Here is a 15,800-nt window from a genome sequence, read left to right as displayed (position 1 = left end):
CTCCCATGTTTCTCGCGTTTTCCGCGCCTCCCGCTCTCCGCGTGTTCCCGGCGGCCCGCGGCTGCTCGCCGCGCTGGCGGTCGCGCCGCTGCTGGCCGGATGCTTCGCCTCCGGTGGGGCCAGCGGTTCCCCCGGTGACGAGCCTGGCGGCGGGGCCCGGCTGCGGGTCGCCCTCGCCTTTCCGCCCGCCGAGCGGCTCTCGCCGTACGGCGCCGACGGCACCATCCTCACGCGGCTCGGCGTCACCGAGTCGCTGACATCTCTCGACGGCAACGGGGCCGCCGCGCCCGCCCTCGCCTCCTCCTGGCGGCAGGAAGGCGCCCGCAGCTGGCTCTTCACGCTGCGCGAGGCCACCTTCCACGACGGGTCCGACGTGACCGCGCAGGCCGTCGCCGCCTCGCTCGCGCAGGCCGCCCGGGCCGAGCCCGCCCCGGCCGCCGTGTCCGGACTCACGCTCACCGCACGAGCCGTGGACCGGCACCGGGTGCGCATCACCACCGGCCGGCCCGACCCGATCCTGCCGCTCCGGCTCTCCAGCCCCGGCCTCGCCGTACTGTCCGCCAAGGCGTACGCACACCGGGGCGCCGTCGATCCGGCGGGCAGCGGCACCGGGCCCTTCGTGCTGAAGAAGGTGAGCGGCGCCTCGTCCGCGACCCTCGACCGGTACGACGGCTACTGGGGCGGACATGCCCGGGCGACCGGTATCGACGTCCGTTTCATTCCCGACGGCACCGCCCGCACCAACGCCCTGCGCAGTGGCGACATCGACATCGCCGAGGCCGTGCCCGTCGCCCAGGCCGCCACCCTGGACGAGCGCACGCGCCGGGAGACCGCCACCACACGGACGACCAGTCTGCTCCTCAACTCCCGGTCAGGGGTGTTCCAGGACGCCGGTCTGCGTGCCGCCGCCCGTGCGGCCGTCGACACCTCCGGTCTCGCCCGCGGGGTGTACGAGGGGCACGCCGATCGCGGCGCCGGGATCTACGGGCCCGCCGTCAGCTGGGCCGCGGGCAAGCGCGTCGTGCCCGTGGGGCGGGCCGCGGCGAAGCGCCCCGGCGGGGCCGCCGTCACCCTGGCCACCTATGACAACCGTCCCGAACTCCCTGAAGCCGTCCAGGTGTTGAAGCAGCAGCTGGAGCAGGCCGGCTTCGCTGTGAAGCTTGTCGTACGCGAGTACTCCCGGCTGGAGGGCGACGCGCTCGCCGGGAAGTTCGATGCCTTCGTGCTCGCCCGCAACAGCCTCGTCGACACCGGCGACCCGGTCGCCGTCCTCGCCAGTGACTACACCTGCGACGGCGGCTACAACCTGGCCCGGCTGTGCGACAAGGGCGTCGACCGTGCCGTGGCCGCCGCCGAACGCACCGCCGGCACCGCCCAGCGGCAGGACGCGGCGATGCGCGCCGAGGCGGCGATCCTCGGCACCGACACCGTCGTACCGCTGGTCCACCAGCGGGTGATCACCGGCGTCGGCGCCGCGGTCGAGGGAGTGCTCCTCGACCCTTACGAGCGCACCCTCGTCGGCACCGGCACCCGGTGCTGAACGATGCGCAGCATGCTGTGGCGGGCCTCGCTCGCCGGTGCCCTGGTGTGCGGGATCGGGCTGCTGCCCTGGCTGGCGCGCACCGATCCCGCGCTCACCGTCCTCAAGGCCCGTGCCCAGGACCGCGACCCGGACCCCGAGGTCCTCGCCGCGATCCGCCGCCAACTGGGCTTGGACGACGGTCCGTTGATGCTGCTCGGGCGCTGGCTCGGCGGACTGCTGCGCGGCGACGCCGGGCGGTCCTGGATCTCGGGCACCGAGGTCGGGCCGGCCGTGCTCCAGGCGCTCGGCGCCTCCCTGCTGCTCATGGCGGTCGCCCTCCTCGTCGCCGTCTGCACCGCCGCCGCCGTGTGCGCGCCCACCCTGTACCGGGGCGGGCGCGTCCGGCCCGGCGGCACCTGCTCGGCCGTAATCGCCGCACTGCCGGAGTTCCTCACTGCCTCGGTCCTTGCCACCGTCGTGGGCGTACAGCTCGGCTGGCTGCCCGCCCTCGGCTGGTACGGCCCGCAGTACACCGTCCTGCCCGCACTCGCCCTCGGCCTGCCCGCCGGCGCCGTCCTCGGCCGGCTCCTCGACGACCAGCTGCCCGGCGCCTTCGCCGAACCCTGGGTTCGGGCCGCCGCCGCGCGGGGACTGCCCGCGCGGACCCTCGCCCGGCAGGCGGTACGGCGCTGTCTGCCCGGACTGCTGCCCAACACCGCGCTGTTCGTCGTCGGCATGACCGGCGGCGCCGTCGCCGTGGAGCAGCTCTTCGACATCCCCGGCCTCGGCCGCACCACCCTCCAGGCCGCCCTCGCCCAGGATCTGCCCGTCCTGCAGACCGGCACCCTCGCCCTGGTGCTCCTCGCGGCCCTGGCCGCGGGCGCCGCCCGGTTCGGCGTCCGCCTGCTCATCGGGCCCGCGCTGAGGGACGGCGCCGTCCCGGCGCTGCACAGGCCTGCCGCGCCCGCCCGGCGTACGACGCCCTTCGTCCTCGCGGCGGCCCTGCTGGCCGTCCTCGCCGCCGGCCTGCCCCGCGACCCGCTCGCCGTGCACACCACCGCCCGCCTCCAACCCCCGTCCACCGCCCACCCGTTCGGCACCGACGCGCTCGGCCGCGACCTGCTCGCCCGCATCGCCCACGGCGCCCTCGACACCCTCCTGCTCGCCCTCGCCATCAGCGCCGGCACCCTCCTCACCGGGCTGCTGCTCGGGCTGCTGCCCCGGCTGTCCGGGCCGCTCGTCGACACCGTCAACGCCGTACCGCCGGTGCTCGCCGCGCTCCTCGTCACCGCCGTCGCGGGCGGCGGCCCGGCCGCACCCGCGCCGGCCGTCGCCGCCGTGGCCTGGGCCCCGCTGGCCGCCCACACCTCCGCTCTGCTTCGGCAGGAACGGGCGGCCCTGCATCTCACCGCCACCCGTGCCCTCGGCGCCGGCCGCTGGTATCTGCTGCGGCACGAACTGCTGCCCGCCGTCGTCCCGCCGGTCGCCCGGCACGCCCTGCTGCGGCTTCCGGGCACCGCCCTCGCCCTCGCCTCACTCGGCTTCCTCGGCCTCGGCGCCCAGCCGCCGTCCCCCGAATGGGGTCAACTCCTCGCCGAGAACCAGCCGTACGCCGAGCGCGCGCCCTGGACGGTCCTGGCGCCCGCGGTCGTCCTCGCCGCCCTGGGCGTGCTCGCGGTGACGGCGGCGGGAGGGGTACGGCGCTCGCGGCGCGGTACCGGTGCCGCCTGAGGCGCGGTGGGCCAGAGGGCTTTCGCAGGCACTGGGGGAGGCACGACCGGCCGCAACCACGCGGGACAGGCGGGGTGTGAACACGGCATCCCCGCCGCACGTATCAACCGGACGTGGGAAGATCCCTCACCATGAGTGCGTCCCCGGCGGTGAGAGGTCTGCGGGCCGCGGTGTTCGCCGCGGTGTGCGTGCTGCTCGCCGCCGCCGGGCACGGGCTCGCCATGGGCGACATGCCGCCGCTGAGGGCCGACGCGGCCGGATTCCTCGCCGTGTTCGCGGTCGGCTGGGTCCTGGGCGGACAGGAGCGGTCGCTGGCCGGGATCGGCAGCGCCATGCTGCTCACCCAGGCCGCACTGCATCTCGGTTTCGACGCCGCCCACCGCACCACCTCGCGCGCGGTCATGCCGGGGCACGCCATGGCCGCGATGCACACCGGCGCGGCATCCCACGTCGCCGTCCACCCGCACATCACCGCCCACGCCACCGCCGCCCACCTCCTCGCCGCGCTGGCCGCCTCCTGGTGGCTGCGGCGGGGCGAGGCCGCGCTGTGGTCGCTGCTGCGCCGGACCGCGACCTTCGTGCCCGGCCTCGTCGCCTGGTGGCGCGACGCCCCGCTGCCCGCCCCCGCCCCGCGCATCCCGCGCGTCCCGGCCGCCCCCGCGTCGCCCCGCCGGACCCCGCTGCGGCACGCGGTCAGCCGGCGCGGGCCCCCGCACCCGATCCCGTACTCGCTCTGACCCTGTTCCCCGCGTCATTCGTACGGAGATCGACTCACTCATGTCCGCATCACATCCCACCGCGCGCCGCGCCGTCACCGTCGCCGCCGTCGCCGCCGTCGCCGTCCTGCTCGCCGCCGGTGCCGCCTCCGCGCATGTCACCGTGCACCCCGAGAGCTACGCCAAGGGAGCCACCGACGGCGTGCTGACCTTCCGCGTGCCCAACGAGGAGGACAGCGCCTCCACCACCAAGGTGCAGGTCTTCCTGCCCACCGACCACCCCGTCCTCGGCGTGCTCGTCCATCCGCAGGACGGCTGGACGGCCAAGGTCACCACCACCAAGCTGAAGACACCGGTCAAGACCGACGACGGCACCATCACGGAGGCGGCCTCCGAGATCACCTTCACCGGCGGGAAGATCGGCGCCGGGCAGTACGAGGACTTCGACGTCGCCTTCGGTCAACTGCCCGACGACACCGGCCAGTTGGTCTTCAAGACCCTGCAGACCTACTCCGACGGCAAGGTCGCGCGCTGGATCGAGGGGCCGACCGGCGGCGACGAGCCGGAGAACCCGGCCCCGGTGCTGAAGCTGACGGCCGGTGACGCGAGTGCGGCGCCCGCGCCCGCCAGGGCCGAGTCCGCCGGCACGAGCGACTCCACGGCCCGTGGGCTCGGCATCGCCGGGCTGGTCACCGGTGTCCTCGGCCTCGCGGCCGCCGCGTTCGCGATCGTACGAGGCCGGGGCGCACGCTCGTAACTCCCGGCGGCGAGCGCAGGGCCCGGACCGGCAACCCGGTCCGGGCCCTCTCGCATGCCGCGTCGGCCTCAGCGCACCGCCAGCTCCAGCAGCTCCGCCCCAGCCGGCGGCGCCTGCACGGATATCCGCGAGGTACGCCACAGCCACCGCACGTCCCGTCCGAAGGACCACAGCAGCGAGCCCAGGGCCAGCAGCACGACCGCCAGATCGGCCAGGTGGGGGAGAAGCTCGGCGCCCGCCAGGAGCAGCGCGACGCCCTGGACCGCGGCGACGGTCTTGCGGGCGAACGACGGCGGCAGCGGGGCGTTCAGCCAGGGGGCCAGGCGGGCCGCGGCGACGAAGGCGTAGCGCATCCCGCCGATCAGCAGCACCCACGGGCCGAGCTGCATGGCCACGTACACGCTCAGCACCAGGATCAGAAACGCGTCGACCTCCATGTCGAAGCGGGCGCCGAGCGCGGTCGACGTACCGGTGCGGCGGGCCACCTTGCCGTCGACGCCGTCCAGCAGCAGCGCGACCGCGGTCAGGCCGACCAGCAAAGTCACCGGCGGTGCGCTCTCGAAGGAGTCCGCGACCAGCGCGGTCACCCCGCCCACCAGGGTCGCGCGGCCGAGCGTGACCCGGTTCGCCGGGCCGAAGGAGCGCAGGCAGGAGCGGTGCAGGGCGCGCGCCAGCACCGCCCAGGTGGCGAACGCGAACGCGAGCCCCGTCAGCCAGCCGGCCGGCCCCATGCCTATCGCCGTGCCGAGCAACGCGAGCAGCAGGACCTGTAGGCCCGCTCCCACAGCGGTCTCCTGCTGGGGCCTCGCGTCATACGTGTTGTTCAGGGCCACCGCACACCCTCCGGCCGAGTGACAGAGTCGATCACGCCGCGTACTGTGCGCGGCCTGTGCACTTCTCGGTACGTGAACAACTTGCCTACTGTTCAGGAGGATGCCGATGAACCGCTCGGCCCGCGCGTTCTGGCTGCGCTCACCCGGTCACGGCGAACTGCGCGATGTCACCCTCACGGAGCCCGCCGAGGGTGAGGTCCTGGTGCGCGCGCTGTACTCCGGGGTGAGCCGCGGCACGGAGACGCTCGTCTTCCGCGGCGGGGTCCCGGAGAGCCAACACGCCGTGATGCGGGCGCCGTTCCAGGAGGGCGGCTTCCCGGGCCCGGTGAAGTACGGCTACCTCAGCGTCGGCACGGTGGAGGAGGGCCCGGCTGAGCTGATCGGGCGAACCGTTTTCTGCCTGTATCCGCATCAGAGCCGTTACGTCGTTCCGGTGAGTGCCGTGACGGTCGTGCCCGAGCGGGTGCCCGCCGCACGGGCCGTGCTCGCCGGGACCGTGGAGACCGCCGTGAACGCCCTGTGGGACGCCGCGCCGCTGATCGGCGACCGGATCGCGGTGGTCGGCGGCGGCATGGTCGGCTGCTCGGTGGCCGCCCTGCTCGCCCGCTTCCCCGGCGTCCGCCTCCAGCTCGTCGACGCCGACCCGGCCCGCGCGAAGACCGCCGAGGCGCTCGGCGTGGACTTCGCCACACCCGACGCCGCGCTCGGCGACTGCGACCTGGTCGTGCACGCCAGCGCCACCGAGGCCGGCCTCACCGGCGCCCTGCGGCTGCTCGCCCCCGAGGGCACCGTCGTGGAACTGAGCTGGTACGGCGACCGGCGCGTCGCCCTGCCGCTCGGCGAGGCCTTCCACTCCCGCCGGCTCACCCTGCGCAGCAGCCAGGTCGGCACCGTCTCCCCGGCCGCCCGCGCCGGCCGCGACTACGCCGACCGGATGGCGCTCGCCCTCGACCTGCTCGCCGACCCGGCACTGGACGCGCTCATCACCGGAGAGAGCGCTTTCGAGCAACTCCCGGACGTCATGCCGCAGCTCGCCTCGGGCGAGATCCCCGCGCTGTGCCACCGGATCCGGTACGCCGAGACGGGCCTGACCTGAGAAAAGAGTGAGAGAGCGCTGAACGCGGGGAAGCGAAGAGCCGTACTACACGGCATCCCCCGCCGGGTAAGGAACACGGGTAAGGAACAGGGGGACCAGACGCGTCGTACCTGGAGGGTCGTCCGTTGTTCAGCATCACCGTCCGCGATCACATCATGATCGCCCACAGCTTCCGCGGCGAGGTGTTCGGGCCCGCGCAGCGACTGCACGGCGCCACGTTCCTGGTGGACGCCACCTTCCGCCGCGAGCAGCTGGACGAGGACAACATCGTGGTCGACATCGGCCTGGCCACGCAGGAACTGCGGGTCATCACCGCCGAGCTGAACTATCGCAACCTCGACGACGAACCCGAGTTCGCGGGCATCAACACCTCCACCGAGTTCCTCGCCAAGGTCATCGCCGACCGGCTTGCCGAACGCATCCACAAGGGCGCGCTGGGCGAGGGCGCCAAGGGCCTAGCGGGCATCACGGTCACCCTGCACGAATCGCACATCGCCTGGGCGAGTTACGAGCGTGGCCTGTGACCGGGGCGACCACGCGGCGGGCGCGCCTGGCGTATGTGCCGGCGCAGCCCACCGCCGTCGCGCAGGCCACCGCCGTCGCGCAGGCCACCGCCGTCGAGAAGGCCACCGCCGTCGAGAAGGCCGGAATCACCCCCATGTCCCTGCGCACCGTGCACTTCGTCCTGCCGGGCGGCGTCGACGACCCGGCCGCGCCCAGCGGCGGCAACGCCTACGACCGCCGGGTCTGCCTGGACCTGCCCGGCTTCGGCTGGGACGTCACCCGGCACGCGGCGCCCGGCACCTGGCCGTGCCCCGACCGGGCCGCCCGCGACCGCTTCGTCCGCACCCTGAGCGACCTGCCGGACGACGCGGTCGTCCTGCTGGACGGGCTCGTCGCCTGCGGGGTGCCGGAACTCCTCACCCCGCACGCCGACCGGCTGCGCCTGGCCGTGCTCGTCCATCTGCCGCTCGGCGACGAGACCGGCCTCGCCCCGGCCGTCGCCGGCGACCTCGACGCCCGCGAACGCGCCGTGCTGCGCGCCGTGCCCGCCGTCGTCGCGACCAGCGACTGGGCGGTGCGCCGGCTCGTCTCCCACCACGGCCTCGCCCCCGAACGGGTGCATGTCGCCGCGCCCGGCGCCGACATCGCGCCGCTCGCGCCCGGCACCGACGGCGTCTCCCGGCTGCTGTGCGTGGCCGCCGTGACCCCGCGCAAGGGCCAGCACCGGCTCGTGGAGGCGCTCGCGGCGGTCCGGGACCTGCCGTGGACCTGCGAGCTGGTCGGCGGCCTTAGCCACGACCCCGCCTACGTCGGCCGGTTGCGCACCCTCATCAACCGGTACGGCCTCGCCGACCGGCTGCACCTGACCGGCCCGCGCGCCGGGGCGGACCTCGACGCCACGTACGCCGCCGCCGACCTGATGGTCCTCACCTCCTACGCCGAGACCTACGGCATGGCGGTCACCGAGGCACTGGCCCGCGGCATCCCGGTCCTCGCCACCGACGTGGGCGGAGTGCCGGAGGCGGTCGGCCGCGCCCCCGACGGCGGGGTGCCCGGCATCCTCGTCCCGCCGGAGGATCCCGGCGCGCTCGCCGCCGAACTGCGCGGCTGGTTCGGCGAACCCGACGTACGCCGCCGGCTCAAGGCCGCGGCCCGCGGCCGCCGCGCCGCGCTCGACGGCTGGGCCGCCACCGCCCGCAGCCTGGCCGGAGTCCTCGCCCGACTCCCCGAAGCCCCGAGGAGGGCGGCATGACCACGCCGGAGACCACGACGAACGGCGCGGCGAGGAACGGCATGGTGTCGATCCCGGGACAGCCCGGGCCGAAGGATGTGGAGCCGGTGCGCGGGACCGAGGACGAGGTGGAGCCGGTGCGCGAGGCCGGCCGCGGTGCGGCTCGTACGCCGGACGCCATGACGCGGGGGGAGGGGGCCTGTGCGGGGGAGCGCGGCGACGAGGCCGCCGCGGCGACGGACCGTGCCCGCGACTCCGCCGGCGGAGCACACGCTGCCGGCTCCGCCGTCGTCGCCGGGGCCGGGCCCGTCGGGCGTCCCGGGGAGCGGGCCACGCTGCGGCTGCGCGGCGACGAACCCGAGGAGCCACCCCGGTACGCGCCCGAATGGCTGCGCCTGCGGGAAGCGGCCGACGCGGACGCCCGGGCCCAGGACCTGCTGGAACCGCTGCGGATCCGGCTGGCGGACCTGCCGGAGCGCACCGGCGGACTCGCCGTGCACGACCTGGGCTGCGGCACCGGCTCGATGGGCCGCTGGCTCGCGCCCCGCCTGGACGGACCCCAGCACTGGGTCCTGCACGACCGCGACCCCTACCTGCTGCACTTCGCCGCCGTGGCCTCCCCCCGCTCCGCCGCCGACGGCAGCGGCGTCACCGTCGAGACACGGCGCGGCGACGTGGCCCGGCTGACCCCGGACGCCCTGGCCGGCGCCGCGCTGGTCACCGCCTCCGCGCTGCTCGACGTCCTCACCCGCGAGCAGGTCGACACCCTCGCCGACGCCTGCGCCGGGGCCGGTTGCCCCGCCCTGCTCACACTGTCCGTCGTCGGACGCGTCGAACTCACCCCGGCCGACCCGCTGGACGCGGAGATCGCCGAGGCGTTCAACGCGCATCAGCGGCGTGCCGGGCTGCTCGGCCCGGACGCGGTCACCGTGGCCCGCGAGGCGTTCGGCGAGCGCGGGGCCGCCGTACGGGTGCAGCCCAGCCCGTGGCGGCTCGGCCCGCAGCAGATGGCGCTGACCGAGCAATGGCTGCGCGGCTGGGTGGGCGCGGCCGTGGAGCAGAGGCCCGAGCTGCGCGACGGCGCCGAACGCTATCTGCGGGACCGGCTCGCCGCCTGTGCGGCCGGCGAATTGCGGGTCGTGGTCCACCACAGCGACCTGCTGGCCGTGCCCCGGCCGACGGACGGAGCGTCATGACCGCACGGTCGGCCGCGACGGACCACGAGCACCGGGTCACCGCAGCGGGCCCGCACGCGCGCGTGACGCCCACGGGCACCACGCACGCGCGCGTACCCGACACCGGCCCGGCGGGCGCCTGCGTGTACGGCGCCGGCACGGTCCACACGCGTGTGCCGGGCGTGAACCCGGGGCGCGCGGCGCACGACTCCGGCACCGGGCCGGCAGAGCCGCAGCCCGCGGCCGCCGCACCAGCGGCCGCACGGGACAGCGCACCGGGGCCCGCAGGAGAGACCGCGCCCGAGGCCGTACCGCCCCCCGTCCACCGGCGTCCCGGACTCCGCGCGCTGCGTACGCACTTCGGCACCTTCGCCGGCGTGGTCATCCTGGGCGCTCTGCTGTGGCAGCTCGGCACCGGGGTGCTGCTCGACGGGCTGCGCCGGATCGACACCGCGACGGTGCTGGCGGCGCTGGCCATCGGCGTGGTCACCACCGTGTTCAGCGCCTGGCGCTGGCAGTTGGTGGCCCGCGGACTGCGCATCCGGCTGCCGTTCGGTCCCGCCGTCGCCGACTACTACCGCGCGCTGTTCCTGAACGCGGCGCTGCCCGGCGGGATCCTGGGCGATGTGCATCGCGCGGTGCGGCACGGACAGAGCGCCGGTGACCTGCGGCGCGGCGTGCAGGCCGTGGTCCTGGAACGGGTCGCCGGGCAGATCGCGCTGGCCGTGTTCGCCGCGGCGGTGCTGCCGACGCTGCCCTCCCCGGTGCGCGCCGAGGCCCGCGACTTCGCCGCACCGGTGGCGCTCGCCCTGGCCGGCGCCCTCGCCGTCGGCCTCGCCGTCCGCATGAACCGCGCGCCCTCCCGCCGAGCCGGGGCCCTCGGCGCCGCGCTCGGCGAGGCACGCCAGGGGCTGCTGTCCCGCCGCGGCGGACCGGGCATCGCCGTTTCCTCCGCCGTCGTCCTGGCCGGGCACCTGGCGATGTTCGTCGTGGCCGCCCGGGTCGCCGGGTCGGCCGCCCCGGTGGCGGTGCTGGTCCCGCTCGCCGTCCTCGCCCTGGTCGCCATGGGGCTGCCGCTGAACGTCGGCGGCTTCGGACCCCGCGAGGGCGTGACCGCCTGGGCGTTCGGCGCCGCGGGGCTCGGCGCGAGCACCGGTGTCGCCGTCGCCGTCGTGTACGGCGTGCTCAGCTTCGTGGCGAGCCTGCCCGGTGCCGTCGTCCTCGCTGTGCGCTGGTACGCCGGTGTGCGGGGCGGGGCCGGCACGGCGGACCCCGCCCCGGCCGCCGAGACCGGCCCTCCCGCAGAGGACTACCGGCCTTCCCGCGCGGAGGTGAGCAACGCGAAATACGACTCGAAGGATTCCGCCAGGCTCGCCAGCAGTTCCTTCCCCTTTTCCGCCGACCCCAGGGAAGGACGGCCGATGACCCCCGATTCGGTATAGGCGGACATTCCCACGGTGAGCAGATGACGACGGTCGTCAGCGATGAAATCGGCGGACTCGTGACCAGGGCGGACGAATTCGGGATGAGCGTGCAACAGAATCGAGGTCTCGATTTCCCCCGCGTGCATGTCGGTGAGCAGCGAGGTGACGACCCCCGCGCGCTCGCGCGCCGCCTCCCAGTCCTCGGCGGCCGGGAACAGCGCCATCCGCTCACCGCGCGCGGAGGCCTCCTGGACGACGTTGCCCAGAACGTAGTTGCCGCCGTGCCCGTTGACCACGACGAGCGCGTCGACGCCCGAGCGGCGCAGCGACGCCGCGATGTCCGAGACCACCGCATGGAGGGTCACGGCGGAGATGCTGACGGTCCCCGGCCAGTGCGCGTGCTCGTGCGAGCAGGAGACCGTCACCGGAGGAAGGAGGTGCACCGGGTACGCGGCGGCGATCTCCCGCGCCACGGCACAGGCGACGAGCGTGTCCGTCGCCAGCGGCAGGAAGGGACCGTGCTGCTCGAAACTGCCGACGGGAAGGACGGCGACCTGTGCTGACACACCCGCCCCCCGCGCCGTCACGTCCTTCGTGGTGTCCGTCGGCACCACGCCGTACGCCACGCTGTTCGTTCCCCCGCATGCCGCTGCACGCGCGCCCGAACCACTCATCGTTCCACGGCCTTTCGTCTCTGCTTAGGAATCAGATCATGACAGAAAACACCGGCGTCAACCTCGGCGTACTCGGTAAGAAGTCCCCGCGGCGTTCGGGCGCGGAACGAGTGGTGAATGCACCGCTGCCCACCGTGTACGGAAAATTCCAGGCGATCGGTTACCTGGACCACGACCGCGGGGACGAGCAAGTGGCCCTGGTGTACGGCGAGATCGGCACCGAGAGCGTGCTGACCCGGCTGCACTCGGAGTGCCTGACCGGGGACGCGTTCGGCTCCCGGCACTGCGAGTGCGGCGACCAGCTGGCGTCGGCGCTGCGCGCCGTCGTCGCCGAAGGCAGCGGAATCGTCGTCTACTTGAGGGGCCACGAGGGCCGCGGCATCGGGCTGCTCGCCAAGCTGCGCGCGATGGCCCTGCAGGCGGAGGGCCTGGACACGGTGGAGGCGAACCTCGCGCTCGGCCTGCCCGTGGACGCCCGGGACTACGGCGTCGCCGCCGAGATCCTGCGCGACCTCGGGGTCCGCTCGGTGCGCCTGATGTCCAACAACCCGCGCAAGCGTGAGGCGCTGGTACGGCACGGGATCCAGGTCGCCGAGCAGGTGCCGCTGCTGATCGAGCCGTGCGAGAGCAACATCACCTATCTGCGCACCAAGCGGGAGCGGATGGACCACATCCTGCCTCATCTGGATGCCGTCGCCCACGGCTCCTGAGGCGACGGTGACCGGCGCGGCGTCCGCCGCCTCCCCCACGGGCGGTGGGCGCCCGGTCGGTCAGTCCGTCAGTGCCTCGTGCACCAGCCGCCGCAGCTGCGGGAAGACCTTCAGTGTCCTCGGGCGTACCTGCGTCATGAACTGGACGGTCAGCGCGCGGGCCGGATCGACCCAGAACGCGGTCGTGGCCGCGCCGGTCCAGCCGTACGTGCCCGGGCCGGCGGGGGCGAGGGTACGGGACGGGTCGGTCACCACCGACACGTTGAAGCCGAAGCCGAGCCCGTCGTTGGCGGGCTCCTGGTGGACGGGGGCGCCGAAGGACCGCAGGCCCGCGTCGCCGGGCAGCTGGTTGCGGGTCATCAGCGCGACCGTGTCCGCGGACAGCAGCCGGACGCCGTCCAGTTCACCGCCCCGGCGCAGCATCTCCATGAACCGATGGAAGTCGTAAGCGCAGGAGACCAGGCCGCCGCTGCCGGACAGGAACCGCGGCCGGCCGTGCACCGGCAGCCCCGGCACCGGCGCGATCCCGCCGTCGTCGGTCTCCCCGTACAACTCGGCCAGCCTGTCCGTCTGTTCGGGCTCGATGTGGAAACCGGTGTCGGTCATGCCGAGCGGCCCGAGGATCCGCTCGGCGAAGAACGCGTCCAGCGGCCGCCCCGACACCACCTCGATCACCCGGCCCAGCACGTTCGAGGCGACCGAGTAGTTCCACTGTGTGCCCGGTTCGAACTGCAGCGGCATCCGCGCGTACACCTCGACCGTCTCGGCCAGATCGGCGCCCGGCGGGACCGAGTACTCCAGGCCGGAGGCGCGGTAGAGCGCGTCGACCGGGTGCCGGTGGTAGAAACCGAACGTCAGGCCCGCGGTGTGGGTGAGCAGATGCCGGATCAGGATCGGGCCGGCGGCCGGGCGGGTGCGCAGGTCCGCGCCCGAACCGCCCTCGTACACCACGGGATCGGCGAAGTGCGGCAGGTGGCGGTCGAGCGGGTCGTCCAGGGACAGCCTGCCCTCCTCCACCAGCAGCAGCACGGCGACCGCGGTCACCGGCTTGGTCATCGAGTAGATCCGCCACAGGGTGTCCGTCTCGACCGGCAGCCCCGCCGCCGCATCGCGCAGGCCGTACGTGGTGAGATGGGCGATCCGGCCGTCGCGGGACAGGGCCAGGAGAGAGCCCGGCAGCCGGCCCTGGTCGACGAGGCCGGCGACCCACCGGTCCAGGCGGTCCAGCGCCTTGCCGTCCAACCCCGCCTCGCCCGGCCCGACTTCCTGCCGCAGCTGTGCCATCGCTCTCCTCCGGTCGCTCGTCCGCGATACGTCCCCGACCGCCCGCCGGGAACGCACCCGGTCCTCATCGTCCCGCAGCAGCACCACCGCGCACCCGCTGATCAGCGCCGGGTGTGATCGACGCGACGCGGTCGGCCGTATCGGCGCCGTCGGCCGCTTCGGCGCCGTCGGTCCGGGGCAGCGCACGGGCCAGGGGTACGGCGAGCGCCGCTACGGCGGCCAGCGTGAGCAGCGCGGTTTCGGTCCCGGCGCTCATCAGCGCGCTCGCCGTGGCCACGCCCACCGCCGGGCCGACGTTCATCGCCGTCTGCTGCAGCCCGCCCGCCACTCCGGCCACCGCCACCTCCGCCCGTCGTACGACGACCTGGGTGGCCGCCACCATCACCGTTCCGAACCCCGCGCCCAGCAGCGCGCACGCGCAGCCGAACGCCGGTGCGGACGTGGCCCCGGACAGCACGAGGACACCGAGCGCGAGCAGCGCCGTCGCCGCCGTCGTCGTACCGCGCGCGCCGAGGCGGCGCAGCAGTGCCGGGCACAGCGCGGCGGACGCCACCATCAGCACCGCCAGGGGCAGACTGCGCAGCGCGCTGTGCAACGGGTCGAGCCCCAGGCGGCGTTGGAGGACGTAGGTGGCCACGAAGAGGGTGCCGAACAGGGCCGCCGAGACGACGACCAGGACGCCGAGCGCCGCACCGATCGCCCGCGAGCCGAGGACGGCGGGCGACAGCAGCGGGCTCGCCGTACGCCGCTCGTGCCGTACGAGGACGGCGGCGGCGACCGCGGCGACGGCGAGCCCCGCCGCGGAGACCGGCCGCGCGCTCAGCGAGTACACCAGGCAGGACAGGGTCACCGCGAGCAGTACGGCACCCGGCAGGTCCAGCGGAGTCCGGGAACCGGCGGGGGTCTGCTGCGGCCTTGAGCAGGGTGGGCGAAGTCCGCTGCGGTTCGGCCGGTCAGGACGGCGCCGCGGACGAACGGGGGCCCGTCGCGGCAGTGGCGGCGGAACGCCCGGCAGGGCCGGCAGGCCGAAGACGAGCGCGGGCAGTACGTTGACGAAGAACACCGCCCGCCAGCCCAGGGCCGTCACCAGCGCCCCGCCCAGCAGCGGACCCGCGGCCGCCGCCAGCCCGATCGCGGCGGTCCGCACGGCGAGAGGCGTGGCCAGCCGGTCCGGCGGGAACGCGGCCCGCAGCATGCCCAGCGTGGCGGGCTGCAACAGCGCCCCGAACACCCCCTGCAGCGCCCGCAGTCCGATGACCCAGCCGACGCCGGGCGCGACACCGATCGCCGCCGACGCCGCCCCGAACCCCAGCATGCCGAGTGCGAACACCCGCTGCTGCCCGTACCGGTCACCGAGCCGCCCCGCGAACACCAGCAGGCTCGCCACCGCGACGAGATACGCCGTACTGGTCCACTGCACCTCCGCGAGCGATGCGCCCAACTGCCGCTGCAGACGCGGCTGCGCGACGGTGAGGACCGTACCGTCCAGCGCGACGACCACCGCGCCCGCCACGCTGCTCGCCAGTGTCCACCGCCGGTTCACCGGCCGCCCTCCGCGCCGAGGTGCGCCTCCAGTGCCACATCGAGGATCGCCGCCAAGTCGTCGTCTTCGACGGCGAGTTGGAGGCTGCGCCAGCGGCCCAGCTGGGCGAGGCCGTGCAGATTGGCCCACAGGGCGCCCGCCACCCGCCGCGCGTCGGCCCCCGGCCGGGCCTCCCCGACCAGCCCCGCCAGCACGCCGAACAGGGGAAGGCTCGTCTCCCGCAGCCCCAGATGCCCGCTCTCCAGCAGATCGTGACGGAACATCAGCTCATACATGCCGGGGTTGTCCAGCGCGAACTCCAGATACGTCCGCGCCAGCGCCGCCACCCGCGCCCGGGGGCCGGCCGGCGCCTGTGCGAGCGCCGTCCGGCTCCGCTCGGCCAGGCCGGCGAAGCCGCGCCGGGCGATGGCCGACAGCAGTTCCAGATGGGTGGGGAAGTAGCGGCGCGGCGCCCCGTGCGAGACCCCGGCGCGCCGGGCGATCTCCCGCAGGGTCAGCGCCTGCAGCCCCTCGGCGGCCAGCAGCTCCACGCCCACGTCGACCAGACGCTCCCGCAACCCGATGTCGGACTCAGTCATAGACACTGTCTACCACTGGTCG

14 protein-coding genes and 1 pseudogene are annotated in these 15,800 nt (G+C 74.8%); 10 read left to right on the top strand and 5 right to left on the bottom strand.

From position 1 onward, the window contains the following. Window positions 1–61: 61 nt before the first annotated feature. From AB0L75_RS00725 to AB0L75_RS00710, 4 genes are all read left to right on the top strand, one after another. On the top strand, window positions 62–1,540 hold the full coding sequence (locus tag AB0L75_RS00725; protein WP_365174807.1) for an ABC transporter substrate-binding protein: 1,479 nt from the start codon (window positions 62–64) through the stop codon (window positions 1,538–1,540). 3 nt (window positions 1,541–1,543) lie between these two features. Then, window positions 1,544–3,253 (top strand): ABC transporter permease subunit, encoded by a 1,710-nt coding sequence (locus AB0L75_RS00720; protein WP_365173476.1) that lies wholly within the window; start codon window positions 1,544–1,546, stop codon window positions 3,251–3,253. A 131-nt stretch (window positions 3,254–3,384) separates the two neighbouring features. After that, window positions 3,385–3,990, top strand: coding sequence for a hypothetical protein (locus tag AB0L75_RS00715; RefSeq protein WP_365173473.1), 606 nt, complete (start codon window positions 3,385–3,387; stop codon window positions 3,988–3,990). A gap of 40 nt (window positions 3,991–4,030) precedes the next feature. Beyond that, window positions 4,031–4,726 (top strand): YcnI family protein, encoded by a 696-nt coding sequence (locus AB0L75_RS00710; protein ID WP_365173470.1) that lies wholly within the window; start codon window positions 4,031–4,033, stop codon window positions 4,724–4,726. Between the two features lie 68 nt (window positions 4,727–4,794). Here AB0L75_RS00710 and AB0L75_RS00705 read toward each other — a convergent pair whose 3' ends face one another. Next, the gene (locus AB0L75_RS00705) at window positions 4,795–5,559 is read right to left on the bottom strand and encodes a CDP-alcohol phosphatidyltransferase family protein (RefSeq protein WP_365173467.1); all 765 of its coding nucleotides are present in this window, start codon (window positions 5,557–5,559) and stop codon (window positions 4,795–4,797) included. A 106-nt stretch (window positions 5,560–5,665) separates the two neighbouring features. Between AB0L75_RS00705 and AB0L75_RS00700 the strand changes: the two genes are divergently transcribed. The 5 genes and pseudogenes from AB0L75_RS00700 to AB0L75_RS00680 form a co-directional block, all read left to right on the top strand. Next, window positions 5,666–6,655 carry a zinc-binding alcohol dehydrogenase gene (locus AB0L75_RS00700; RefSeq protein ID WP_365173464.1) on the top strand — a complete coding sequence of 330 codons (990 nt, stop codon included), beginning with the start codon at window positions 5,666–5,668 and terminating at the stop codon, window positions 6,653–6,655. Window positions 6,656–6,780: 125 nt separating this feature from the next. Then, window positions 6,781–7,179 (top strand): 6-carboxytetrahydropterin synthase, encoded by a 399-nt coding sequence (locus tag AB0L75_RS00695; RefSeq protein ID WP_365173461.1) that lies wholly within the window; start codon window positions 6,781–6,783, stop codon window positions 7,177–7,179. After that, window positions 7,176–8,411: a glycosyltransferase family 4 protein gene (locus AB0L75_RS00690; RefSeq protein ID WP_365173459.1), complete on the top strand. Its 1,236-nt coding sequence runs from the start codon at window positions 7,176–7,178 to the stop codon at window positions 8,409–8,411. The genes AB0L75_RS00695 and AB0L75_RS00690 overlap by 4 nt, the downstream gene beginning before the upstream one ends. Beyond that, window positions 8,408–9,586, top strand: a complete 1,179-nt coding sequence (locus tag AB0L75_RS00685; RefSeq protein WP_365173457.1) for a class I SAM-dependent methyltransferase — start codon at window positions 8,408–8,410, stop codon at window positions 9,584–9,586. Before AB0L75_RS00690 ends, AB0L75_RS00685 begins: the two co-directional genes overlap by 4 nt. Next, window positions 9,583–10,764 (top strand): annotated as a pseudogene (locus AB0L75_RS00680) (lysylphosphatidylglycerol synthase transmembrane domain-containing protein); the annotation flags it as partial. The gene AB0L75_RS00685 and the pseudogene AB0L75_RS00680, both read left to right, overlap by 4 nt. A 110-nt stretch (window positions 10,765–10,874) precedes the next feature. Here AB0L75_RS00680 and AB0L75_RS00675 read toward each other — a convergent pair. Next, window positions 10,875–11,663, bottom strand: a complete 789-nt coding sequence (locus AB0L75_RS00675; protein ID WP_365173454.1) for a creatininase family protein — start codon at window positions 11,661–11,663, stop codon at window positions 10,875–10,877. Window positions 11,664–11,701: 38 nt separating this feature from the next. On the opposite strand from AB0L75_RS00675, the gene ribA reads away from it, so the two are divergent. Further along, entirely contained in the window at window positions 11,702–12,373 is a 672-nt protein-coding gene (gene ribA / locus AB0L75_RS00670; protein WP_365173452.1) for a GTP cyclohydrolase II, read from the top strand. A gap of 60 nt (window positions 12,374–12,433) precedes the next feature. On the opposite strand, the gene AB0L75_RS00665 is transcribed toward ribA, so the two are convergent. The 3 genes from AB0L75_RS00665 to AB0L75_RS00655 all read right to left on the bottom strand — a co-directional run bounded on the left by AB0L75_RS00665 (window position 12,434) and on the right by AB0L75_RS00655 (window position 15,778). Continuing rightward, window positions 12,434–13,657, bottom strand: coding sequence for a serine hydrolase domain-containing protein (locus AB0L75_RS00665; protein ID WP_365173449.1), 1,224 nt, complete (start codon window positions 13,655–13,657; stop codon window positions 12,434–12,436). Window positions 13,658–13,721: 64 nt separating this feature from the next. Beyond that, complete coding sequence (locus AB0L75_RS00660; protein WP_365173446.1) at window positions 13,722–15,200, bottom strand: MFS transporter; 1,479 nt, start codon at window positions 15,198–15,200, stop codon at window positions 13,722–13,724. Beyond that, entirely contained in the window at window positions 15,197–15,778 is a 582-nt protein-coding gene (locus AB0L75_RS00655) for a TetR/AcrR family transcriptional regulator (RefSeq protein WP_365173443.1), read from the bottom strand. The genes AB0L75_RS00660 and AB0L75_RS00655 overlap by 4 nt, the downstream gene beginning before the upstream one ends. Window positions 15,779–15,800 lie beyond the last annotated feature (22 nt).

The organism is Streptomyces sp. NPDC052101, from assembly GCF_040680235.1.
GTDB lineage: Bacteria > Actinomycetota > Actinomycetes > Streptomycetales > Streptomycetaceae > Streptomyces.
Note: the sequence above shows the minus strand (reverse complement) of the source record. Positions and strands in the feature narration are given on the sequence as shown.

Bases quoted from the DNA above. Each gene is read 5' to 3' on its own strand.
- AB0L75_RS00715 (WP_365173473.1), top strand. From the start codon at position 3,385: ATGAGTGCGTCCCCGGCGGTGAGAGGTCTGCGGGCCGCGGTGTTCGCC.
- ribA (WP_365173452.1), top strand. From the start codon at position 11,702: ATGACAGAAAACACCGGCGTCAACCTCGGCGTACTCGGTAAGAAGTCC.
- AB0L75_RS00675 (WP_365173454.1), bottom strand. From the start codon at position 11,663: ATGAGTGGTTCGGGCGCGCGTGCAGCGGCATGCGGGGGAACGAACAGC.
- AB0L75_RS00700 (WP_365173464.1), top strand. From the start codon at position 5,666: ATGAACCGCTCGGCCCGCGCGTTCTGGCTGCGCTCACCCGGTCACGGC.
- AB0L75_RS00720 (WP_365173476.1), top strand. From the start codon at position 1,544: ATGCGCAGCATGCTGTGGCGGGCCTCGCTCGCCGGTGCCCTGGTGTGC.
- AB0L75_RS00665 (WP_365173449.1), bottom strand. From the start codon at position 13,657: ATGGCACAGCTGCGGCAGGAAGTCGGGCCGGGCGAGGCGGGGTTGGAC.
- AB0L75_RS00710 (WP_365173470.1), top strand. From the start codon at position 4,031: ATGTCCGCATCACATCCCACCGCGCGCCGCGCCGTCACCGTCGCCGCC.
- AB0L75_RS00655 (WP_365173443.1), bottom strand. From the start codon at position 15,778: ATGACTGAGTCCGACATCGGGTTGCGGGAGCGTCTGGTCGACGTGGGC.
- AB0L75_RS00685 (WP_365173457.1), top strand. From the start codon at position 8,408: ATGACCACGCCGGAGACCACGACGAACGGCGCGGCGAGGAACGGCATG.